Below are 23,066 nucleotides of genomic sequence, written 5' to 3'. Positions count from 1 at the left end.
TATTTGTCAGATTGACGAGTGGCCCGGATTTTTTGTGTTTGTCATGTTGAAATCTATGCATAGTCGATAGCCATTTGTTCTACTTCTTTAATAACGTCCTCTACGGTTTCTTTTAATTCCGGCCCCATCCGGAGATAATCGGTGGGATATTCATCGCGCAGGTAATGCAGCGTCGCATAATACAGCGGTTTAAACCGGTCTTTTAATTGCCATTCCTCCTGCTGGAAATAGTGGTAAGCGGTATGGTATTGTTTTTTGGCAAGGAGGAGCTTGAGGAAAGTTTCCCAAAGATCAGGACGAATTATGTCCGGAAATTCTTTCTTAATCTTCTCTTCAGATTCTATTACCGATGAGGAATTTTGATAAGCAGTAGGCGCAGTAAAATTACTCTCAACCTGAGCGTATGCGTTATTCCACAAGTAAATTATATTCTTTACAATAGAAAATGAGAGATATTCATCGTGACTCATGTTGTCTATTTTTCCATCTGTATAACTCGTTGCCTCAGAAGCTAAGTTGACTAAATCATAAGCGATTTGTTTGCGATATTTCGCCTTTATGAAAAAATAAGATATGGCAATTTCAAGAGATAAAGAGCCTGACGACGTCAAATGCCATGAAATGCCCTTATTTCCAGATCGATCAATAAATAGATTAGATATAATTCCGCTAATAAAGGTGTAGGTAGCTTCTTTTTCTTCTCCATAGTAAAATTCTTTTTTGACCCAGTTCTGAGCTAACCTGTTCTTATAAAAGTCATATAAAGCCATTTCTATTTCTTGTTGATATTTATATTCATAAAGAAAATGATAACAAGTTGCTGTGTCGAGATAAACCAATGCTGTCTTTTTTTTGAATCCGTTCAATAATTGGATCGATTCCTCATATAGTCTGTTTTCAATTAGATCTGTCACTTTTTCTAGCTGGGAGGAACCAATTTCTTCTGCTAATTCCATACGACCTGTTTTGGTTAAATATATCCTTGTTGTCTTACTGATTATGTCTTCTAATTCTTCATCTGTGATAAACTTTCTAAGTGCAGCACTTAAGTAAAAAGCCGCTTCCGGGTCAAATTCGCCCTTTTCTATTGCCGCTAAATGTTGATTAATCCTTTCCTGCATCCATTCCGGATCATCCCCAAACATCTCTTCAAAAAAACGCACCAACCACAAAACCCGCTGGTCGGTGGTGCGGCCAAATCGCATCAAATACCAGATGTTAAAGAACCGTTCTTCCAGCCGGTAGAGATGGTTTTTCGTGCCGGTTTCTATTTTTTCAACAATACGATTGTGAATCAATTGGGTGAGCTGAGCCGAAATCACCTTGCTTTCCAGCCGGACGGTTTGCGACAGTTCTTTGGTGCTGGCGGCATCCCAGGCCTGGGCCAGAGCCACCACGATCTTTTGCTGCTGAGGAGGCAAATCATCCATGCGGTGTTTGTAGAGGGGCGTCACCCGGTCGAGGAGCACCTGCAAATCGCGGAAAACCGTTCCGTTCCCGTTTTCAACCAGAATTTCGTAGAGCAACACCATCGTTCGAATCACCCCGCCCGTCAGTCGTCGGATGGCTTCGATCCGGCCCGGTTGGTGTTTGACAATTTGTTGGATGGCTTCGGTATGGTAGGTTTCGCCCAGTTTCAGGAAAAGCGCCGGAGCTTCTTCGCGGCTTAAACCTTCCAGATGAATAACCTTGAAAAACTCGTAGAAAGGTCGGGTATAGTCGTGAAATTGTTCGATTAGAACAGGTGTTGCTCCTATAATTCGCAAATCCGGCGAAGTCAGTAGCACTTCGCGCAACCGTTGTTCTTCCTGCTTGTCTAATTTTCTCAGAATGTCGCCGATGTTGTCGATCAACAGCAGCAGTTTCTTTTTGTGTTGGCGCAGCCGTAGCGTGAGCAATTCGAAAGCTTGCCGCTCATAGCCTTCCTGCCCAAATTGGCCGGTTATAGCCTGATAAATATCGCTAAAAGACGAATCGGCTTCTTCCAGATATTTGGCAACCCGTTCCCAGACATCTGCCAGCGAACCAATGCCGTATTCTTCTTCATTGAATACGATCGGAATCAATTGGTTGCGGAGTTCGGGCGCGTTTTCCACTTCGTAGGCTAACCGCAGAAGCAGGGTAGTTTTTCCCATACCCCGGATGCCCTGAATGAGATAATGCTGCTCCGGTTTAGCCATCGGAGCGGTATGAATGTCCCGGAACAAGCGTTCGAACAACCGCTTCCGGACGATAAAACCCGCAATCAGTGCTTCTTTGCTTTGGGTGTGCGGATTGTATAAGGTGGCAACGAGCGGGCGCGAATTAGCTGACATATTTTTTCCACCAGGTTTTTAGTATGGACGAATTGAACCGGTACCCCTGATTATCAGCGGTTTCGTGCAGATAACCGTCATACTGTAACGATTCCATCGTGGCTTTGTAACTGGCACTAAAGTTGTTTTTTACCGCCAAATCGTGGACAATGGCTTTTTCCAACGAATCGGTTTGCGCCACCCGATTCAAGACTTCATGAACAAAATTATATTCCGATCCGGGTTCCAGCCGCTTCTTTAATCGCTCGTAATATTGTTCAAAATAGATGCGGTTGCGTTGGTGGAAAACCTGTTCAAAGGCTTGTTTGGCTTTTCCTTCATCGATTGGATTGCCTAGACTCTCAAAAACATCGATGACTTCCTGGACCAGCAACTGGACGTGGAACGGCATCAGCCAGTCAATTTTTTGTAAAATGGAGCGGATGGTTTCGTCGGTTATTTCAATACCGTCGGCCTGAATCAATCGCCGGAACAAGGAACAAGCCTCGTCTTCGGTCAGTGGCGGAATGTCGATAACCAACAACTGGTTGATCAGGTCACTGCCTTCCAGTTTTTTCACCAGAGGCTGTAGGCCAATCGAACCCGTCAGTAGAAACTGGACTTTATGGGTCAGCTTCCGGTTGTGCATCAGTTCCCGAAACGTTTGTAAAAACCGTCTGGCTTCCTGTTTACCATCCTTGATCAGAATATTATCGAGCGTTTCGGTAAACTCATCGACCATGATGATCAGTTTACCGCCTTCCAAATCCAGTTCTTCCAGTAACTTTTCCAGTTCGATCTGAAAATTAATGGCTTGCCCTTTCTCGGTCGACAGTTCCACGAATGGAATCGAGACCTTGATCGTAATATGCTGAAGTAAGTTTTTTGTGATCTTTTTTAGCGTTTCGGACGCCTTTGTCAATTTTCCGAAAGAAGGACTCTCCAGAACCTGCCGGGCTATTTCCTGGTAAAAAGTCGATGTGGTATCAATCGATTGTGTGATAGCATACACATAGTGTTGATTGGTTTCAGGATTGTCCTGAAGGTAGTTCATGATGGAGGTTTTACCCACCCGGCGAGGTGCGGATAGATAGACCTGATTCCCATTGCGTAAAGCCCGGTGGATTTTCTGAATGATTTGGGGCCGCTCAAAGAAATCACTTCCCGAAACCGCCTGACCAATAATATTTCTCATTTGACAATAAATTTATTGTCAAATATAATGACAATAAATTTATTGTCAAATGAATTGGGTCACACTTTGTGTACTGGAATCACGCCAAAATATCCCGCACCACCTTCCCCGAAACATCCGTTAACCGGTATCGGCGGCCGAGGTGTTTGAAAACCAGCTTCTCGTGATTGAGGCCCAACTGGTGCAACACCGTGGCCTGAAAATCGTGGACGTGAACGGGGTTGGCAATGGTGTTATAGCCGAATTCGTCGGTTTCGCCGTATACCATGCCGGGTTTGATACCGCCCCCGGCCATCCAGATCGTGAAGCTGCGCGGGTGGTGGTCGCGACCGTAATTCTCTTTCGTCAGCTTGCCCTGGCTGAAGCAGGTGCGGCCAAACTCACCGCCCCAGATCACCAGCGTTTCGTCGAGCAGTCCGCGTTGTTTGAGGTCGGTCACCAGAGCCGCCGATGCCTGATCGACGTCTTTGGTCTGGCCGGTAATCTCTACGGGCAAATTGACGTGCTGATCCCAGCCCTGGTGGTATAACTGTACAAACCGCACGCCGTTTTCGGATAACTTCCGGGCCAGCAGGCAGTTGGCGGCAAACGTGCCGGGAATCAGACAGTCGGAGCCGTAGAGCTTGATGATGTCATCCGGTTCTTTCGACAGGTCCGTAATTTCCGGCACGGCGGTTTGCATCCGGTATGCCATTTCGTACTGCTTGATTTTGGCATTGATCTCCGGATCATGCACTTCCTCGTAGGCCAACTGGTTCAATTCCGCCAGGCGGTCAAGCATTTTTCGGCGCGACTGGCGGCTCATGCCTTCCGGGTCGCGCAGGTACAACACCGGATCTTCGCCCTTGCTGAACTGCACCCCCTGGTGAATCGAATCCAGAAAACCGTTCGACCACAGCTTGGAATATACCCCCTGGCTGTTGCCTTTTCCCCGGGAAATCAATACCGTAAAATTGGGCAGGTTTTTGTTTTCATTGCCCAGTCCGTAGCTCAGCCACGACCCCATGCTCGGGCGGTTGCCCTGCTGGGCACCGGTCTGGAAAAACGTGATGGCCGGGTCGTGGTTGATGGCTTCGGTGTGCATGGATTTCACAATGCACAGATCATCCACAATGCTGGCCATGTGCGGCAACAGATCGCTCACCCACGCCCGCGACTGCCCATACTGCTTGAAATCGACGAACGATCCGGCCAGGGGCAGGGAGGCCTGGGTGGCCGTAAAACCGGTGAGTCGCTGCCCTCCCCGTACCGACGGTGGGAGGTCTTTGCCAAAAAGCTCCCGTAATTTGGGTTTGTAGTCAAACGTTTCGAGCTGAGAGGGGGCGCCATTCTGGAATAAATAAATGACCCGCTTGGCCTTTGGCGCAAAATGCGGGGTTCCGGGAATGAAATCAGGCTCGTCGGAATCGCTGTTTTTGCTAAACAGATCCGGTATCAGCAGCGAACCCAGCGCAGCACTGCCCAGGCCCAGACTCAGTTTCGAGAAAAACCGACGCCGGTTGAAGGTCAGCAAATGGTCCAGCAGTTCTTTTTCCATAACGGTCAGGATTTAGTAATGGATTCTTCCAGGTTGTAAATCATCGATACCACGCGCATCAGAGCCGCCAGCCGCTTTTTATCGATCTTTTCGGGAACCGGATACTCCCCGACGGCCAGCACGTTTTCAATCTCCGTCGTTTTTATCGTTTGCATTTCCTCCCCGAAATAGGTCACGAGTACACTCAGTTCGGGCTGGGTCGGTTTTCGATTGACAATCAGCCGGAAGGCCTGGCCGATTTTGGTTTCCATCCCGGTGTTTTCCTGCAACAGACGGGCCGCCAGCACCCGCGAAGCTTCCAGCACCGTGGGGTCGTTCATCATTACCAGGGCCTGCAAAGGCGTGTTGGTTTTGCTCCGGCCTACTTCGCACTGGTCACGGTTGCTGGCATCGAAAATGGCCATGGAGGGGGGCGGAACGGTTCGCTTGATGAACGTGTACATACCGCGCCGGTACAAAGCCGGGCCGTGATCCTGGTTGTAGGTCGACAACATGCCGTCGCCCCCGGCGGTGGCGCTTTCCCACAGCCCGGCTGGCTGATATGGTTTTACACTGGGGCCACCGATGGCCCGGTTGAGCAGACCGCTGCTCGCCAGCACCAGATCTTTCACCAGTTCGGCCGGAATGTGGTAACGCGGTGCCCGGGCCAGTAGCACGTTCTCCGGATCGGCCCGCAGCTTTTCGGGGCTAACGACAATCGACTGGCGGTAGGTGGCCGACGTGACGATCTGCCTGACCAGCCGTTTGATGTTCCAGCCGTGCTGCATAAAGTCGACGGCCAGCCAGTCCAGCAGTTCCGGATGGGAGGGAAGCTCGCCCTGCATGCCGAAGTCACCGGCGGTTTTGACAATACCCCGCCCGAAGAACTCCTGCCAGATGCGATTGACGTAGACGCGGGCCGTCAGCGGATTCTTTTTGTCGAACAGCCACTGCGAAAGGCCCAGCCGGTTTTTGGGATAATTAGCATTGAAAGGCAGAATGGACGCGGGGGTGCCGGGCTGCACTTCGTCGCCGTAGGCATCGAAAACGCCCCGTTTCAGAATGTACGTTTTGCGAAGCGTGTCCAGATCGCCCATGACGGATACAATCAGGCGACTGGTATCCGGTTTGTTGATAAACTTCAACAGGCTCTTTACGTCGTCGTTACTGATTTCCATCAGCGGTTTTTTGGCATACGACTCCGGTTTGCCGACGGCGGGGTCGATGGCCGTGTATTTGGAGCGCATTTCATCGACGTTGTTGAAAAAGGCGAAGAGCTGGTAATATTCTTTCTGCGAAAACGGGTCATACTTATGGTCGTGGCAATGTGCACATTCCAGCGTGATGCCCAGCAGCCCTTTGCCGAAGGTGTCGTTGCGGTCGGTCACGTAGGTCACCCGGTATTCTTCTTCGTCGACGGCCCCTTCTTCGGTGATTTTATGGTTGCGGTTAAAACCGGTGGCCAGGAGTTGCTCCTTGCTGGATGCACCACCGGGCGGTACGGGCAGCAGGTCGCCCGCCAGTTGCCAGGTGATAAACCGGTCGTACGGCATGTTCTGGTTGAAGGCATGAATGACCCAATCCCGCCAGGGCCACTGCGTCCGGAAATTATCCATCTGATAGCCGTAGGAGTCGGCATACCGGGCCAGATCCAGCCAGTGCAGCGCCATTTTTTCGCCGTAGGCCGGACTTTTCAGCAACTGATCGACCGCTTTTTCGTAGGCTGTTGGACTGTTGTCGGCCAGAAACTGATCCATCATCGACAAGGTGGGCGGCAATCCGGTCAGGTCCAGACTGACGCGCTTGAGCAGGCGTTCCTTGTCGGATTCTTCGTTGGGGGCCAGGCCTTTCTGCTCCTGTTTGTGGAGAATGAAATAATCGATTTCATTCCGTGGCCACGCCGTCTGATCGATGGGCGGCAGGGCGGCTTTTTGGGGCGGCACAAAGGCCCAGTGTTTTTCGTACTTCGCCCCCTGTTTGATCCACTTTTCAATCAGGTCTATTTCGCGGGTGGAGAGCTTCAGGTTAGACGACGGGGGCGGCATCAGCAGGGAGGTATCCGGCGTGGTAATGCGCCGGAAAGCCTCCGACAGTTCGGGCTTCCCGGCTACCAGCGCGTGGGCCGTCGGGTTTTCGGCGAGGGCTTTGAAGGCGCTTTCGGCGACATCGAGCCGCAGACCGGCTTCCCGCTTGTTGGCATCCGGTCCGTGGCAGGCCAGGCATTTATCCGACAGAATGGGCCGAATGTCAAAGTTGTAGCTGACGGTTTCCGGTAGTTTCTCCTCCGCTGACCCGCTCGACAAGCCCGTAGAGCAGGATTGGAAAGCACCTGCACCACCGGCCACCATGAACAGCAAATAAGAAAGCCTTTTCATTGTAACGTCTGGACTGACTAAAATTTAAATGACCTGTTTTATTAGGACTTACGTCTAATAATTCTGTTGAACTTACAAATTGCCCCTAAATCCCCTAAAGGCCGGGCGGCCGGAGCCGGACTTTAGCATCTGGAAAATTCCGCGTTCAAGTCCCCTTTAGGGGATTTAGGGGCAAAAGCGAAAGACCTGTTTTATAAACAAACCGCCCTGGAGCGTCTCATTCATAAAACAGGTTAATCGTGTTTTTTACCTACATTCCGCGTTAATAACCCGGATTTTGTTGCAGCTTTCCGATTAATATTTCGCGGTTGGGTATCGGAAAAAGCAGACGGTTCTGGGTCACTGCGTAACTGGTACCGGGCAGATACGATTCGCCGGCATGAAACGCCTTGATGTACTCCCCGTTCTTGTTCATCACCTCGATGGCTTTGCCGGTGCGGACCAAATCCAGCCACCGTTTGTTTTCAAAGGCAAATTCAACGCGCCGTTCGTGGGCGATCAGGTCCCGCAAAGCCGCCTGACTGGTTTGCGTCGACGGGGCCAGACCCGCCCGCACCCGAACCGGATTTAGATAGGTCAGCGCTTCGGTACCTTTATTTTGTTCATTGAGGGCTTCGGCCAGCCCCAGGAGCACATCGGAATAACGATAAACCGGGAAATTGTCGTCGGTATTCTGCTCCAGGCTGTGGGCGTGCAGGTACTTTTTGATGTACGGGTACGCCCTTTTACCCGCCGGTTTGACGTAGCCAACCGGGCTTTTCAGGGTTTCAATAGCCATGTCGCCCACTACACCGGTTCCTTCCGCAATGCCAATCGACGCTTCCAGCCGCTTGTCGCCGGGTTCGTAGGTGCCGATCATCTCGAAGGTCGGCACGTTCCAGCCGCCCCCCTGTCGGTTTTGGGAGGTGATGCCGGTGATCTTGCTGACATCCGAAGCCAGGGGCAGAAACGGATACAGAAAGTTGCTGTTTTGCCCCTGATTGCCCTGCTGGTACTGAATCTCGAACAGCGACTCCCGGCTGTTTTTATTCGACAAACTGAAAACCGAGGCATAGTCGGGCAGGAGCGCAAAGCCCATCGGAGTAATCCCTTTCAATTCGGTTTCGGCCAGCGCAAAATTCTTCTGCGTCAGATACACATCGGCCAGCAGCATTTTGGCCGCTGCCTGCGTGGCGCGTCCTGTTTGCGGAAATGCCGGTGCCGGTAGTTTGGCAATGGCGTCTTTCAGATCGTCGACAATGACTTTATACACCTCCTCGACGGACGAACGCGGAAGATAGGCATCACCGGCGCCCGATACGGCTTTCAGGTACAGCGGAACCCCGCCAAAATACCGCACCAGATCAAAGTAAAACAACGCCCGCAGAAACCGGGCCTGCCCCGTCAGCCGGTCGGCCACCTGTTGGCTCAGCCCCGCGCTAGGCAGATAGTCGATGATGCTGTTGGCGCGGGCAATGCCGACGTAACACCGGTTGTACTTGTCGGCGACGAGCGTACTGGTCACATCATCCAGAAAAAAATCGGTATACTCCCGTTCGATGTAGGCCGGTCCGCGGTTGGTGTTGTTGAACTCAAGGTGCGTGTTGTCCGATCGCATCTCGCCCATGCACCAGGCGGCAATCGATCCTTTGGCGTCCCGGACAGCCGCATAGGCACCCACCATGGCCTGTTCGAACTGGGCTTCGGTCTGGTAAAAATTACCGGAGGTTACGGAGCTTTCCGGCACGCGTTCCAGAAAATCTTCGGAACAACCCATCAGGAGCAGGGTCGTTAAAAGCGATAGATACAGGAGCTTTTTCATGTCTTTGATTTTCGATACGATTAAAAATTCAGATTCAGGCCCAGCGCAAATGTCCGTGGAACCGGATACGGGCTGATGTCGACCCCTTCGCTCAGGCCGCTCAGTCCGTTGAAGCTGGCTTCCGGATTGGCTCCTTTGTATTTGGTCAAGACCAGCGCCTGCTGCACACTCAGAAAAATCCGGGATTTGGTGATGTAGCGCGATACTTTCGGCAGGGTGTAGCCCAGTGTGATGTTTTTTACGGTCAGGTACGAAGCATCGAGCGCCAGACGGTCCTGCACATTGCGCGGAAATTCGGTGGTTCCTGACAGTGACCGTCCGACAATACCGGCACCGGGGTTTTCGGGCGACCGCCAGCGGTCTTTCATGTACGTTTCGACATTGAAAATCCCTTCCAGGGTTTCGGTCCATTCCGCCAGCGCATAGTACATTTTTCCACCGTAGGCCCCCGAAATCACAACATTCAGATCCAGGTTTTTGTAGGCAAACGTATTGTTGATGCCATACACAAATTTCGGATTGGGGTTGCCGATGTACGTTTTATCCAGGGTGTTGATGATCCCGTCGCCGTTGATGTCTTTCATGCGCATGGTGCCCACCTTGGACGTGCTGTGTTTGGGCTGCGAATCAAACTCCTCCTGCGTTTTGTAGATGCCATCGAACACATAGCCGTAGAACTGCCCGATTGGATGGCCCACTTCGGTTTTCCAGATCGTGCTGGAATAGTTGCCGATGCCGCCGATGGGCGTGTCGTTGGTTCCTAACTTGATGACCTTGTTGCGGTTGAACGAAATGTTGAAATCGCTTGTCCATTTCAGTGTACCAACCAGATTGCGGGTGGTGGCGCCAAATTCATACCCCCAGAAATGGAATTCGCCAATGTTGTCCTGGATGTTGGAAAAACCGGTTCCAGTCGGAATATCCACCTGATACAGCATGTTCTTGGTTCTTTTGTTGTAATAATCGGCCGTCAGCGAAATCCGGTCGTTCAGCAGCCCCACATCCAGTCCAATGTCCATTCCGGTGGTAGTTTCCCAGGTTAGGCTGGTATTGCCAATCGTGTTGGGGCTTCGTCCCTGCACGAGGGCATTTCCGAATAGGTAATTGGTGGAGACGATGTTGCCAAACTGGCTGTAATTACCAATGTTAAAATTGCCGGCATCTCCGTATTCGGCCCGTAATTTCAGGTAACTCACGCTGCTCCATTTTTGAGCAAAACCTTCGTCCGAAATAATCCAGCCCGCCGATATGGAGGGGAAAGAACCCCAGCGGTTTGCCGATCCAAACCGGGAAGAGCCATCCCGGCGAATGGAAGCGGCCAACAGGTATTTTCCTTTGTAGTTGTAGTTCACCCGGCTAAACATCGAGAGCAACGACCATTCCGTTGAGCTGCTGTTCCCGTTTTTGATGGCAGCCGCGTCGATCCAGGTAACGGCATCGTCCGGAAAGCTGGTGCCCGTGAGCCGGTTGGTTTCCTGCCGGAACTGCTGGGCCGAATACCCCACAAGGGCTTCGACATGGTGGTCTGTCGCAAAGGATTTACTGTAATTGAGGGTATTTTCGGTCAGCCACGAGGTGTATTCATTCGTTTCATACGAGCCGGTGGCCAGCTTGGGCGGGGGCGCAAAAATGCCGCCCGCCGTCGACGGGTTGAAAATCCGCTGTTTGCGGCTTTCCAGATCCAGCGAGAGGGAGCTTTTAAACCGGAAATTTTTCAGAAAGTCGATCTCGGCGTAGGCATTGCTCAAAATCCGGGTCGAGTTGGTCCGGTTGGTGGTTTCCAACAAGGTTTTTTTCCAGTTCGGAAACGTAAAAAGCCCCGGTCCGGTAAAACTGAGTTTGACAGAACCGTCGGGGTTTTTGTCATCGGGCGAAAAGATGGGGGGCGTGATGATGGCCGAATAGAGCGTGCTGTAAAAACCGTCGGTTTCCTGATTCAGACTGCGCTGATAGGTTGGGGCAATGTTGATGCCAACCCGGGCGAAGTCGTTGATCTTGTACTGATTGTTGGACCGCAGGGAAAACCGCTCGTAATTGGTGTTCAGCACCACCCCTTTTTCCTTGTAATAGCCCAGGGTGGTGGCCGAACTGAAGTTGTTTTTGTTTGATAAAATGGAGAGGTTATAGCTGTTCTGCCCGCCCGTCTGCAACAGTTCGTTATACCAGTCGGTACTTTTTCCGGTATAGGCTTCGGGGTTTTGATACAGCGCCGGGATACCGCCGGTGTAGCCTTCGTATTTAATTTTGTCTTCAAAAATTTCTTTCCGGTCCTGTAAAAACTCCTTCGCATTCATGAGCTTGGCCCGCCCCCGCTGCGGAACCTGGGCAAGGCCGTAGGTGGCGCTGAACTGGATGGTGGTCCGGCCTTCTTTGGCCTGTTTCGTGGTAATCAGAATCACGCCGTTGGCCGCCCGCGAACCGTATAAAGCAGCCGCCGAAGCGCCTTTCAGGACGGAGAAATTTTCGATTTCGTTGGGGTTGATGTTGTTGATACCGCCCACAATCGGAAAGCCGTCGACCACATACAGGGGTGTGTTACCAGCATTGATGGAGGCCGCCCCGCGAATCCGGATGGCCATTCCGCTGCCGGGTGTGCCCGAAGCCTGGTTGATCTGGACACCGGCAATGCGTCCCTGAAGCTTTTGAGCCAACTGACCCACCGGCTGGTCTTCCAGTTGGGCTGCGGGCAACGAGGCAATGGAACCGGTGACTTCCCGTTGTTTCTGCGTTCCGTAGCCCACCACCACGATTTCTTCCAGCGCCCGGTCTTCCGGAGCAAGCGTAATGGAAAAGGTGCTCTGGTTGCCTACGGTCATTTCCTGGCTTTTGTAGCCAACGAAGCTAAAAACGAGGGTGGCATTGTCTTCCGTTTCCATCTGAAAATCCCCCTCTCCGTTTGTAATCGTACCCCGCTGCGTTCCTTTCACAACGACGCTGACACCGGGTAATCCTTTGCCGGTTTCATCGAGCACTTTTCCGGAAACCGTACGCTTGGGGGCCACCTGGCCCACCGGAGGGAGTGGTAGCGGTGCTGCTTCTTCGCGTCTGATAATAATGACTTTTCCGGTCAGTTCGTACTGCAATCCCAGTGGGCTCAGGATGTGGTCCAATACCTGTTGAAGCGGTTTGTTTTCGGCAGAAAGGGTGATTTTTCGGCTGGATTGAATCAGTTTCGAGCTAAACACAAAACGGACGTCTACCTGCCGTTCCACCTGGCTTAATACCTTTTTTATCTCCATTTCCTGCGCTCTAACCGTGATTTTCTGATTAAGAAGCGACTGGGCTACGCCGTCGCTGGCGTAGCCCAGTCCGGCAAAGCAAAAAGCGAACAAGGTCTGAATCGCAGTGAGACCCAGGGTTCGGCAGAAGATTCGACAGACGAACGGTTGAATCTGTAGGGGTTTTTTCATAAAAGTTAAGGGTATAGGAGTTTGAACAGGCAATAGTTTTCCCGGCTCCCTTTTTCGGGGAGTAGCATGAAAAGCAGTTTTGAAAAAATGCGTTGGGATTTAACCGGACCGAACGAACTCAGCCCGGCACCTTTTCAGATTGCAGGTTTTTGGGATCATCATACCGCATAAAGTTTTAAGGGTTTAGGTTATTTCGATCAGAAAAAGAATTCAGCCAGTTTATAAACCCGCTTGACAGGTACGCTTTAATTCGTTTTACATCCCTTGCCGTGAATAACAATTTGCCCTTCCACCAGCTCATACCGGGCCTCAATGGCTTTACAGATAATGGTTAGCTGATCATATAATGCCATACTGTCCAGGGAAGCCGTTAAGGGGCAGTCCATCATCAGGTCTTTGTCATAAATGATCGGAACACCGTAGGCTTTTTCGAGCGCAGCGAAAACTTCATTCACAGGTTTGTCTTCAAAGTGAAACGAAGGCTGAACAACGGTCTTGAGCAACACGGGTTTTTCCACCAGGGTTTTTCGCATCCGTACATCGTTCGTTTTGTAAACAATTTTCTGGTTGGGGGAAAGAACGACCCCTTCCAGTTCGCGATTGATGGCTTTTTCCTTTGCTTTGGGATCCGACTGGGCAAACACCGAAACGCGTCCGGTTTTTACTTCAACGATCACTTCCCGCGAACTTTCGTAGGCTTTCACCGTAAAACTAGTTCCTAAGACTTTGGTAACCAGTCCATTGGCATAAACCAAAAAAGGGTGGGCCGGATCTTTGGCGACTTCAAAAAAAGCTTCTCCGTTGAGGTAGACTTCCCGTTTGGGGGTTGAGAAGTTTTTGGCATAGTGAATCCGACTGGCGGGCGCGAGGGTTACAGTACTGCCATCGTCGAGGTGGATCACGACCGGTTGGGATGATGTATTCGCGGTATCGGTGACGGCCGATGTCTGATTGTTAGCAATCGTGAAGGGCGCATCCAACCGGGTGGATGGCCGCTCGGAACGGAGATAGGGGAAAGCCAGCCATCCTGCCAGCAGAATAAGGCTGACCGACGCGGCCACCCGGAACCAGCTACGGTTATAAACCGGTAAAGGCCGCTGCCTGTATTCCGGAGTTGAGGATGACGGCTGATTGATTCTCGAAATCGTCGATTTGACAACCTGCTCAATTTCGTGTGCGGGCAGCGTAGGTTCGTTTACCTGAAGAGACAACACAACGGTTCGGGCCTCGTGAATCCGGTCGGCGCGGTCCGGATTTTCCTGCATCCATTGATGCCAGAAGAAATCCGTCTCGCTGCTGGGCGAAAGAACCCACTGCCGAAAAAAAGGATCCCAGACAAAATCGCCGGTTTTGAAACTTCTGTACTGATCCATACCTACCTGTTCATCTATACCATACGATAGACGAAATCACGGCCGCGATACCAAAAGAAGTAGAATTATTTTGAAAAAAAATAGAATGTTGCCAACTGGTCTGATCCGGTTATCCGTAAAAATGGACCAGAAGCAGCGTTAAGAATTCCACTTTCCAGTATTCCTTTAGTTGTCTGATGGCAATCTGAAGCAGATTGGATACCGTTTGGGGAGAAATGTCCATCACCTCCGAAATCTGGTTCCGGTCCATTTCCTGAAAGAATTTTAGATAAATAACTTCCTTCTGCCGTTTGGGAAGTTCATCCAGCAGCTTTTTGAAACGTTGGGTGACGACCCGGACGCTTTCCTGTTCGATGTACTCTTCTTCGACCGAATATTCAATGTCAAAGCCCTCCTGGTTTTCGCCGGGAAACTCAGTCGATAAACCGGTTCGGGATTGTCCGCTGCGGTTCATCAGCCGGCGGAGCGAGGCCATCAGGTAGGGCTTCACCGCCACCTCCGCACTGAGTCGGTCACGTCGTTCCCAAATGATCAGAAACAGGTCCTGAATGCAGTCCTTGACAAACTCCTTGTCTTTCGAAAATTTACTGCCATACCGAAACAGAACCTGAAAATGAGAAGACATCAGATAGGCAAAAGCCACGGTATCGCCAGACAGAAACTGTTGCCATACAACAAGTTCTGCGGGTCGATTGAAGGGGTGTTTCTTCTGATCCATATGCCATTACCCATTAACATGCGGTTCTAAACACTTGAAAATGTGCGTGTCTTTACTGGCCTGTTTTCAATTCACAAACATCTCATCCACCAGCACCAGTCCCGGTTTGCCTTTGCCGCCGTGCCATTCCGGCAACGTACACGGTTTGGCGACCACTTTGATGTAGGCCAGCGATTGCGGTTTGAACGTACAGGTCACGTTCGGGATCGAGGGCGTGTCGCCTTTGGCGGGCATTTTTGGCTTGACAGTCGTGAGCAGTTTCATCTGGTCGCGGCTGTCGCCCCCCCAGATTTCGACGGTGCCCGGCGGAAAAATACCCGTGGCTTCTTCCACCATGATGCGCAGGGCCACGGAGGAAACCGTGACCGGTTTTTTATATTCCGCCACCAGCACCATGTCGTTGTTGCGGACGCCCGTCCAGTTATTGGCCCAGGCCGGGCTGTTGGCGTTGAACGTACCGAGTTTGTGGTCAAACAGCGATTTAGCCCCCTCCGCCTGGTGAACGCGGTTGAGCGGCAGCAACAGATTGACGCTGTCGGGTTTGTAGGCACTCTTGTAAAAATCGAAGGTGGCCGTACTGCTGCCGAACCAGCCGTCTTTGAACGCCCGGGCCTTGATGGTTGCCCTGTCCGTTAACACCGTCTGGTTGTTGAAAACCGGCGAGTGGATGCTGTCGGGCTCGGTGCCGTCGGTGGTGAAGCGAATCTCAACGCCTTTGATCGGGTGCTTCAGTTGCAGGGCCGTTGGTTTGTCGAAAATCGTCGAACTGTTTTTAATCTGCGGAGGGTTCAGCGTAATCGGGTTTTTGCCGTCGTCCTTAAACCCGGCAATAAACGCGATATTTCGATTGGCTTTCTGCAATTGCTGAATCTCCGAAACCGACAGTTTGGTTTCCCAGAGCGAGACGGTTTTCAGGCTTTTGAAATCGCCGATCTGTTTCTGCAAGTCGGCATACGTTACTTTGGTGCCCGACAAGGTCAGGGTGTTGAGGTGTTTCAGAGCCGCCAGTTCTTGCAGGTCTTTTCCGGTAATGTCGGTGAAATTCAGGTCCAGCTTTTGCAGGTTTTCAAACTGGGCAATCGTTTTCAAATCCGCATCTTTTACCGGCAGTTTGTTCAGGCTCAGCGAAACGACCTGTTGTTTGATGTCACTCAGTTCCTTCAGTTTATCCACGGAATAGGTGTTCCGGTTGTAGAGATTGACCGCCAGCGCCGGTGACTCCCGGGCCAGGGGGGCAATCGTCCGGTAATCGTTGTTGAGTTTCTGAACCGTCTCTTCGTCAGCCGCATCGAATTCATAGACCACTTCCTGCTGTTCGGCGGGTTTGAGCAGGGTGGCAGCAATGCGCCGTAAAGAATCGGTGGGCGGTAAATCGATGACCTTTTTCTTGAAATCCGGTTTGCTTTTCACCCAGAGTGCCAGCAGCGTCATTTCGTCGGCCGTCAACTGTGTTTTACCCGTCGGCGGCATGTGTTTTTTCTCTTCCAGCGGCAGGTGAATACGCTGCAGCAACAGGCTCTGGTCGGGGAAACCGGCTTTGAACAGTTTGCCGGATTTGCCGCCTTTCAGCAGGGCATCGACGTCGGCCATGTTCAGTTCGCCTTTCAGCTTCTCCGGATTGTGGCAACTGATGCACTTCTGCTGGAAAATGGGTTGAATGACGTGGTCGAACACCAGCGCCTGATCGAGGGCCACCGGTTCAACGGTCGGGTTGCTGATCGGGCCGGTAATGAAGTTGTCGCCGTGGGTTAAAACCGCCCCGTAATGCCCCGCGCCAATCAGGAAAACAACGGCCAGAATGGCCCCCGACCGGGCCACCGTGGCTTGGTACCAATCCCGGTTGCGGCTCCAGTAAATCAGGCAGGAGAGGTAGAACAGGCCGATGCCCGACCATTTGTGCCACTGCAACACTTCCCCGGAATAACCGTCTTCTTTGGACAGAAACAGGCCCATGATGACCGTAATACCGGCTGATAAAACGCCAACCAGGAGCAAGTTGGATAAAAAACCGCGGTAAAACTCGTTAGCGGCATACGAAGCGTTGAACCGAAACAGTTCCATTGCCATCGCCAGCAACAGGATCACGATGGGGAAATGGAGAAAGAGCGGGTGCATCCGCCCAAGGGGCTGCACCCAGGTCGGCACCACAATCTTACTCTCGAAAAGCAGAAGAAACAGAATAAAAATGGCTGAAGCAAACAACGCCTGCTCGGCCAGACTTTTGACCTTTTTAGTCATCACAACAAGGAATCCAGTGGGTTAGGAATAGTAGGGTACTGATCAGGCCAGAATATCCCGGACCACTTTGCCGGAAACATCCGTCAAACGGTACCGGCGACCCAGGTGTTTGAAAATCAATTTTTCGTGATTCAGACCCAACTGGTGCAACACCGTCGCCTGAAAATCGTGGACGTGAACCGGATTCTGCGCGATGTTATAGCCCAGTTCATCCGTTTCGCCGTACACCATTCCGGGTTTGATACCACCCCCGGCCATCCAGATCGTGAAGCAGCGCGGGTGGTGGTCGCGTCCGTAGTTATCGGCCGTGAGCTTGCCCTGGGTGTAGCTGGTCCGCCCAAATTCACCGCCCCAGATCACCAGCGTTTCGTCCAGCAAACCGCGTTGTTTGAGGTCGGTCACCAGAGCCGCCGACGCCTGATCGACGTCCTTGGCCTGTTTGGCAATTTCGAACGGCAGGTTGCCGTGCTGATCCCAGCCCTGGTGATACAACTGCACAAACCGCACGCCGTTTTCGGATAACTTCCGGGCCAGCAGGCAGTTGGCGGCAAACGTGCCGGGCACCAGACAGTCCGGGCCGTAGAGCTTGATGATGTCGTCCGGCTCTTTCGACAGGTCCATTACTTCAGGAACCGCCGTCTGCATCCGGTACGCCATTTCGTATTGTTTTACTTTGGCCGTAATTTCCGGATCGCCAAATTCTTGATACGCCAGATCGTTGAGTTCCGCCAGATTGTCCAGCATATCCCGGCGCGCGTGCCGGTCCATGCCTTCGGGATCGCGCAGGTACAACACCGGATCTTCGCCCTTGCTGAACTGCACGCCCTGGTGAATCGAATCCAGAAAACCGTTCGACCAGAGTTTGGAATACACGCCCTGCCCGTTGCCGATGCCGCGTGACAGCAGCACTGTAAAATTCGGCAGGTTTTTATTTTCATTGCCCAGCCCGTAGCTCAGCCAAGACCCCATGCTCGGGCGGTTGCCCTGCTGCGAGCCGGTTTGCAGAAACGTGAGCGCCGGATCGTGGTTGATAGCTTCCGTAAACATGGATTTCACAATACACAGATCATCCACGATTTTAGCGGTATACGGAAACAGGTCACTTACCCACGCCCGCGACTGACCATACTGCTTGAAATTCACGAACGAACCCACCAGCGGAAACGACGCCTGGTTGGCGGTCATCCCGGTCAGCCGCTGTGTTCCCCGCACCGACGGCGGAATTTCCTGCCCCAGCATTTCCCGCAACTTGGGTTTGTAATCAAACAATTCCTGCTGCGAGGGTGCACCATTCTGGAACAGGTAAATAACGCGTTTGGCTTTGGGCGCAAAATGCGGAATGCCGGGCGTAAGCCCTTCTTCATCGGTACTGTTGCCGCCAAACAGATCGGGGATCATCAGCGATCCTAAAGCCGCACTGCCCAGTCCTAAACTCAAGCGGGATAAGAAGCGACGCCGGTTGAAATTAAAGCCGTGTTCTAAGATTTCCTTTTCCATGATCACTACGTCTTTGTAATGGTTTCTTCCAGGTTATAAATTGTCGAAATCACCCGCATCATCGCGGCCAGTTTCGTCTTGTCCACTTTCTCCGGAATCGGATATTCGCCCACCGCCAGGGCCTTTTCCGCGACCGGTTTTTTGATTTCCTTCAGCCCTTTTTCGTAATAGGCCGTCAGCATGTCGATTTCCTTTTCTTTGGGTTTTCGACCCACAATCAGGCGGAACGCCTTGCTGATTTTATCCTTCGACGCGCTGTTTTCCTGCAACAGATTGGCCGCCAGCACGCGGGACGCTTCCAGCACCGTGGGGTCGTTCATCATCACCAAAGCCTGCAAGGGCGTGTTGGTTTTCAGCCGTTTCACCTCACACAAATCCCGGTTGCTGGCGTCGAAAATGGCCATTGATGGGGGAGGGACGGTTCGCTTGATGAGCGTGTACATCCCCCGGCGGTACAGACTCGGCCCGTGATCCTGGTTGTAGGTCGACAGCAGCCCGCGGCCCGAAGTCGCGCCTTCCCACAAGCCGGGGGGCTGATACGGTTTGACGCTGGGACCACCAATTTTCCTGTTCAGCAAACCGCTGCTCGACAACACCAGGTCTTTGATGAACTCGGCGGGAATCCGGTAGCGGGGGCCACGCGCCAGCAAGACATTGTCGGGGTCGTTTTTCAACTTTTCGGGCGTCACCACCGCCGACTGGCGGTAGGTAGCCGAGGTCACCATCTGTTTCACCAGTCGTTTGATGTCCCAGTTGTGCTCCATAAAATCGACGGCCAGCCAGTCCAGCAATTCCGGATGCGACGGCAGATCGCCCTGCATCCCGAAATCGCCGGAGGTTTTCACGATGCCCTTCCCAAAGAATTCCTGCCACAGCAGGTTGACATACACGCGGGCCGTCAGCGGATTCTTTTTATCGAACAGCCACTGCGAAAGGCCCAGGCGGTTTTTAGGATAGTTTTTGTTGAAAGGCAGAATGGACGACGGCGTTCCGGGTTCCACTTCGTCGCCCGGCGCGTCGTAAACACCCCGCTTGAGAATGTACGTTTTGCGCATCGTATCGGGGTCCATATCGCCCATGACCGACACAATCAAGCGGTTGGTATCCGGTTTGTTGACAAACGTCAGGATGTTTTTGACCTCGTCGTCACTGATTTCCATCAACGGTTTCTTGGCGTAGGTTTCGGGGCCCCCAATCACCGACTCGATCCCCACTTCTTTCACGTTGTTAAAGAACGCAAAAAGCTGGTAGTATTCTTTCTGGGAGAACGGGTCGTATTTATGGTCGTGGCAGTGTGCACATTCCATCGTCACGCCCATGAGCCCTTTTCCGAACAAATCCGTCCGGTCGGTGACGTACATAATCCGGTATTCCTCCGGAATAACCCCGCCTTCTTCGGTGATTTTATGATTCCGGTTAAAACCGGTCGCCAGCAGTTGTTCTTTCGAAGCATTGGGCAACAAATCGCCAGCCAATTGCCAGGTGACGAAGTCGTTGTAATGCATGTTTTTGTTGAACGCGTGGATCACCCAATCGCGCCAGGGCCACTGCGTCCGGTAGCCATCGTCCTGATAACCATGCGAATCGGCGTAGCGGGCCAGATCGAGCCAGTGCAGGGCCATTTTTTCGCCGTAGGCCGGATTTTTCAGCAACTGATCGACGGCTTTTTCGTAGGCATTCGGGCTGTTGTCGGCCAGAAACTGATCCATCAGGGGCAACGACGGCGGCAAACCGGTCAAGTCCAGGCTCAGTCGTTTCAATAAACGCTCTTTGTCGGCCTCTTCGTTGGGGGCTAATCCTTTCTGCTCCTGTTTGTGGAGAATGAAATGGTCGATCTCGTTTTTGGGCCAGTCGGTCTGGTCAACCTCCGGAACGGCCGGTTTTTTAGGTGCCACAAACGCCCAGTGTTTTTCATATTTCGCTCCCTGCTTGATCCATTTTTCGATCAGGTTGATTTCGCGGGTCGACAATTTAAGATTAGACGCCGGAGGAGGCATCAGCAGGGAGGTATCCTGTGTGGTAATGCGCAGAAAAGCCTCCGACAATTTGGGCTTCCCGGCCACCAGCGCGTGAGCCGTCGGGTTTTCGGCCAGCGCTTTGAAGGCACTTTCGGCCACATCGAGTCGCAAACCGGCTTCCCGTTTATTGGCATCCGGGCCGTGGCAGGCCAGGCATTTGTCCGACAAAATGGGGCGAATATCGAAATTATAACTGACGACATCCGGCAATTTTTCGTCTTCAACGCCATGCGTTGAACCCGTATTGCAGGCCTGGATCACCCCGAGAACACTTGCCAAAACACCGATCAAATAAAAGGACTGCTTAAGCATAGGAAATAAATTAGTTCGGTAGTAGTTGAAGAATCCTACTGGTTTAGGAAGATGTGAAGCGTTGGTGTTACGCTAAAAACGCGTCCAATTTCGTGAAATAATGTAACAATAGATGATACAATTTGGTGCCATAGTGATATTATTTCATAAATTTAGCCAAGTTCTCTTTGGTTACCAACTGGAATGGAATCAACGTTTCCTTCGCATAGGCTTCCCCTTTCGCAATCTTGATGGCGGTTTCGATGGCTTTGGCGCCCTGCTGTTCGGCATTCTGAAAAACCGTAGCATCGAGCGTCCCTTTCTTGACAGCCTGCAACGCATCCGGAATCGCATCGATGCTGACCACGATGACTTTTTCTTTCAATCCGGCGTCGGTTAATGCCTTGACGGCACCCATGCCCATTTCATCATTCTGGGCAAAAACCGCGTTGATGGTCGTGCCGTACGATTGAATCCAGTTCTCCATCAGTGACATGGCCTTCGCCCGATCCCACTCGCCGGTCTGGTGGGCAATCAGTTTCAGGTTCGGATACTGTTTCAGAATTTCCCGCGCGCCCTGTTCCCGTTTGATCTGGGCAGCCTGGCCCATGTAGCCGTGCATCATCACCACATTGCCTTTTCCACCCAGTTTTTCGGCAATGAATTTCATCGCAATCCGGGCTGATTCTACGTCGTCGGAACCGATGAAGGCTGACGGTTTGGCGGTGGTTTCGGAGTTGACATTGATGATCGGAATGTTGGCGGCCAACGCCTTCGCCACCGCGGGCGAGCTGGCTTCCACTTCGCAGGGATTCATGATGATCACATCGACTTTCTGCGCAATAAAGCTCTCCACCTGCTCGATCTGTTTCAGAGCCGAACGCTCGGCATCGACGGTGATCAGTTCCACATTTGATTCTTTCGCTTTTTTGTCGATCTCGTCACTGACGTTGACAATGAACTCGTTCTGCATGCTGAGCATCGTCACGCCCACGGTCAGTTTTTTGTCGCCGGTTTCGCCGGTTTTTTCGCCCGATGAAGATTGGTTGCAACCTGTTAGCAGGCTGGTAGTGAAGAAGGTAACAAAAATAGAAAAGAAGGTAATTTGTTTCATCTTGTTTTATTATTCCTATTCTCTGGAAGGTTTGTAAAGTTGATTTCTGTTAAACTGATTCAGTTCAAACTCCGAAGGGGTTAAATGTCAATAGAACGTTTTCCATAAACCTCAAAGCCCGGCGGGGCGTCCTAAAAATGGATTTGCCTTCAGAACGCCCCTGCCGGGGCTTTGAACATGGACTTTTCAATTGGCTATCAACATTTAACCCCGCCGGGGTTTTAAAATATTAGCTTTTCGGTTGATTCAAACTATCCAGAACCACGGCTCCGATGATGATGATACCCATCACGACCTGCTGGTAATACGAGGTGACATTCATCAAATCCAGCCCGTTGCTGATGACGCCGATCAGCAACGCCCCAATCAGCGTTCCGGTCATGGTGCCGGTTCCGCCCGAGGTGCTGGTTCCGCCGATGATGGCGGCCGCAATCGCGTCCAGCTCGAAACCGACGCCGGCGTTGGGCTGGCCCGTGGTGATGCGCGACGTCAGCAAGATACCGGCCAGAGCCGCGAGTCCTCCGCAAAGCGTGTATACCACCATTTTGACTTTATTCAGTTGAATGCCTGATGCCTGAGCGGCCTGTTCATTGCCACCCACGGCGTACATGTAGCGGCCCAACACGGTTTTTTTGAGCACCACCGAGCAGATGATAAAAAACACGATCAGGATGAGAATCGGGGTCGGAATGCCCAGCAGATGCCCGCCACCGATGAAATTAAAGGAATCAGAGAGGTTGGACACGGGACGGCCCTTGCTCAGAATGAGGGCCAGGCCCCGGCCGATGGTCATGGTTCCCAGTGTCACAATAAAAGGCGGCACTTTGCTTTTGGTGATGACCAACCCGTTGAACGCACCGAGGATCAAACCGGCGGCTAAACCGGTCAGAATGGGTACGACGACGGGATAGGTATCCGGATGGGCGAAGGACGCGGCTACCACACTCGTAACGGCCACGATGGAACCGATGGACAAATCAATGCCGCCCGTAATGATCACAAACGTAACCCCAAAGGCCAGCAGCGCATTGATCGACACCTGCGTGACAACAATCGTCAGGTTGGAAACCGTCAGAAATTTGGGCGTGACGACCGAAAGAACCAGGCAAATCAGGATGAAGGCAATGAAAATACCGTATTGGCCGATCCCCCGGATGCGTTTTTTGGTCGATATCCCAACCGGGTTGCGGTCGGTTTGAACAGGGTTTTCCATTCAGGTTTAGGAT

13 protein-coding genes are annotated in these 23,066 nt (G+C 52.0%); all 13 read right to left on the bottom strand.

The genetic code is table 11. The features are described 5' to 3' along the window. Positions 1-53: 53 nt before the first annotated feature. Complete coding sequence (locus ACS5NO_RS22005; RefSeq protein WP_439417133.1) at positions 54-2,315, bottom strand: ATP-binding protein; 2,262 nt, start codon at positions 2,313-2,315, stop codon at positions 54-56. Further along, positions 2,305-3,489 carry an AAA family ATPase gene (locus ACS5NO_RS22000; RefSeq protein ID WP_439417132.1) on the bottom strand — a complete coding sequence of 395 codons (1,185 nt, stop codon included), beginning with the start codon at positions 3,487-3,489 and terminating at the stop codon, positions 2,305-2,307. Before ACS5NO_RS22000 ends, ACS5NO_RS22005 begins: the two co-directional genes overlap by 11 nt. 79 nt (positions 3,490-3,568) lie before the next feature. Then, positions 3,569-5,026 (bottom strand): DUF1501 domain-containing protein, encoded by a 1,458-nt coding sequence (locus ACS5NO_RS21995; protein ID WP_150880749.1) that lies wholly within the window; start codon positions 5,024-5,026, stop codon positions 3,569-3,571. A gap of 5 nt (positions 5,027-5,031) precedes the next feature. Continuing rightward, positions 5,032-7,380: a PSD1 and planctomycete cytochrome C domain-containing protein gene (locus ACS5NO_RS21990; protein WP_439417131.1), complete on the bottom strand. Its 2,349-nt coding sequence runs from the start codon at positions 7,378-7,380 to the stop codon at positions 5,032-5,034. A 262-nt stretch (positions 7,381-7,642) separates the two neighbouring features. After that, entirely contained in the window at positions 7,643-9,181 is a 1,539-nt protein-coding gene (locus ACS5NO_RS21985) for a RagB/SusD family nutrient uptake outer membrane protein (RefSeq protein ID WP_439417130.1), read from the bottom strand. Positions 9,182-9,201: 20 nt separating this feature from the next. Further along, positions 9,202-12,591 (bottom strand): TonB-dependent receptor, encoded by a 3,390-nt coding sequence (locus ACS5NO_RS21980; RefSeq protein ID WP_439417129.1) that lies wholly within the window; start codon positions 12,589-12,591, stop codon positions 9,202-9,204. A gap of 245 nt (positions 12,592-12,836) precedes the next feature. Further along, positions 12,837-13,964 (bottom strand): FecR family protein, encoded by a 1,128-nt coding sequence (locus ACS5NO_RS21975; RefSeq protein ID WP_439417128.1) that lies wholly within the window; start codon positions 13,962-13,964, stop codon positions 12,837-12,839. 109 nt (positions 13,965-14,073) lie between these two features. Continuing rightward, on the bottom strand, positions 14,074-14,682 hold the full coding sequence (locus tag ACS5NO_RS21970) for an RNA polymerase sigma factor (protein ID WP_439417127.1): 609 nt from the start codon (positions 14,680-14,682) through the stop codon (positions 14,074-14,076). A 66-nt stretch (positions 14,683-14,748) separates the two neighbouring features. Then, positions 14,749-16,920: a c-type cytochrome domain-containing protein gene (locus tag ACS5NO_RS21965; RefSeq protein ID WP_439417126.1), complete on the bottom strand. Its 2,172-nt coding sequence runs from the start codon at positions 16,918-16,920 to the stop codon at positions 14,749-14,751. Between the two features lie 42 nt (positions 16,921-16,962). Continuing rightward, positions 16,963-18,417 (bottom strand): DUF1501 domain-containing protein, encoded by a 1,455-nt coding sequence (locus ACS5NO_RS21960; protein WP_114407376.1) that lies wholly within the window; start codon positions 18,415-18,417, stop codon positions 16,963-16,965. A 5-nt stretch (positions 18,418-18,422) separates the two neighbouring features. Continuing rightward, a complete protein-coding gene (locus ACS5NO_RS21955; protein WP_439417125.1) occupies positions 18,423-20,747 on the bottom strand; it encodes a PSD1 and planctomycete cytochrome C domain-containing protein in 2,325 nt (774 codons plus the stop codon). A 139-nt stretch (positions 20,748-20,886) separates the two neighbouring features. Further along, complete coding sequence (locus tag ACS5NO_RS21950) at positions 20,887-21,840, bottom strand: sugar ABC transporter substrate-binding protein (protein ID WP_439417124.1); 954 nt, start codon at positions 21,838-21,840, stop codon at positions 20,887-20,889. Positions 21,841-22,069: 229 nt separating this feature from the next. Next, positions 22,070-23,053: an ABC transporter permease gene (locus ACS5NO_RS21945; RefSeq protein WP_439417123.1), complete on the bottom strand. Its 984-nt coding sequence runs from the start codon at positions 23,051-23,053 to the stop codon at positions 22,070-22,072. Between the last annotated feature and the right edge of the window lie 13 nt (positions 23,054-23,066).

It is taken from the genome of Larkinella fluvii (assembly GCF_051857545.1).
Classification (GTDB): Bacteria; Bacteroidota; Bacteroidia; order Cytophagales; family Spirosomataceae; genus Larkinella.
Note: the sequence above shows the minus strand (reverse complement) of the source record. Positions and strands in the feature narration are given on the sequence as shown.

Excerpts from the sequence above, each read along its gene's own strand:
- ACS5NO_RS21970 (WP_439417127.1), bottom strand. The coding sequence starts at position 14,682 with ATGGATCAGAAGAAACACCCCTTCAATCGACCCGCAGAACTTGTTGTA.
- ACS5NO_RS21960 (WP_114407376.1), bottom strand. The coding sequence starts at position 18,417 with ATGGAAAAGGAAATCTTAGAACACGGCTTTAATTTCAACCGGCGTCGC.
- ACS5NO_RS21990 (WP_439417131.1), bottom strand. The coding sequence starts at position 7,380 with ATGAAAAGGCTTTCTTATTTGCTGTTCATGGTGGCCGGTGGTGCAGGT.
- ACS5NO_RS21980 (WP_439417129.1), bottom strand. The coding sequence starts at position 12,591 with ATGAAAAAACCCCTACAGATTCAACCGTTCGTCTGTCGAATCTTCTGC.
- ACS5NO_RS22005 (WP_439417133.1), bottom strand. The coding sequence starts at position 2,315 with ATGTCAGCTAATTCGCGCCCGCTCGTTGCCACCTTATACAATCCGCAC.
- ACS5NO_RS21975 (WP_439417128.1), bottom strand. The coding sequence starts at position 13,964 with ATGGATCAGTACAGAAGTTTCAAAACCGGCGATTTTGTCTGGGATCCT.
- ACS5NO_RS21965 (WP_439417126.1), bottom strand. The coding sequence starts at position 16,920 with ATGACTAAAAAGGTCAAAAGTCTGGCCGAGCAGGCGTTGTTTGCTTCA.
- ACS5NO_RS22000 (WP_439417132.1), bottom strand. The coding sequence starts at position 3,489 with ATGAGAAATATTATTGGTCAGGCGGTTTCGGGAAGTGATTTCTTTGAG.
- ACS5NO_RS21945 (WP_439417123.1), bottom strand. The coding sequence starts at position 23,053 with ATGGAAAACCCTGTTCAAACCGACCGCAACCCGGTTGGGATATCGACC.
- ACS5NO_RS21950 (WP_439417124.1), bottom strand. The coding sequence starts at position 21,840 with ATGAAACAAATTACCTTCTTTTCTATTTTTGTTACCTTCTTCACTACC.
- ACS5NO_RS21985 (WP_439417130.1), bottom strand. The coding sequence starts at position 9,181 with ATGAAAAAGCTCCTGTATCTATCGCTTTTAACGACCCTGCTCCTGATG.
- ACS5NO_RS21955 (WP_439417125.1), bottom strand. The coding sequence starts at position 20,747 with ATGCTTAAGCAGTCCTTTTATTTGATCGGTGTTTTGGCAAGTGTTCTC.
- ACS5NO_RS21995 (WP_150880749.1), bottom strand. The coding sequence starts at position 5,026 with ATGGAAAAAGAACTGCTGGACCATTTGCTGACCTTCAACCGGCGTCGG.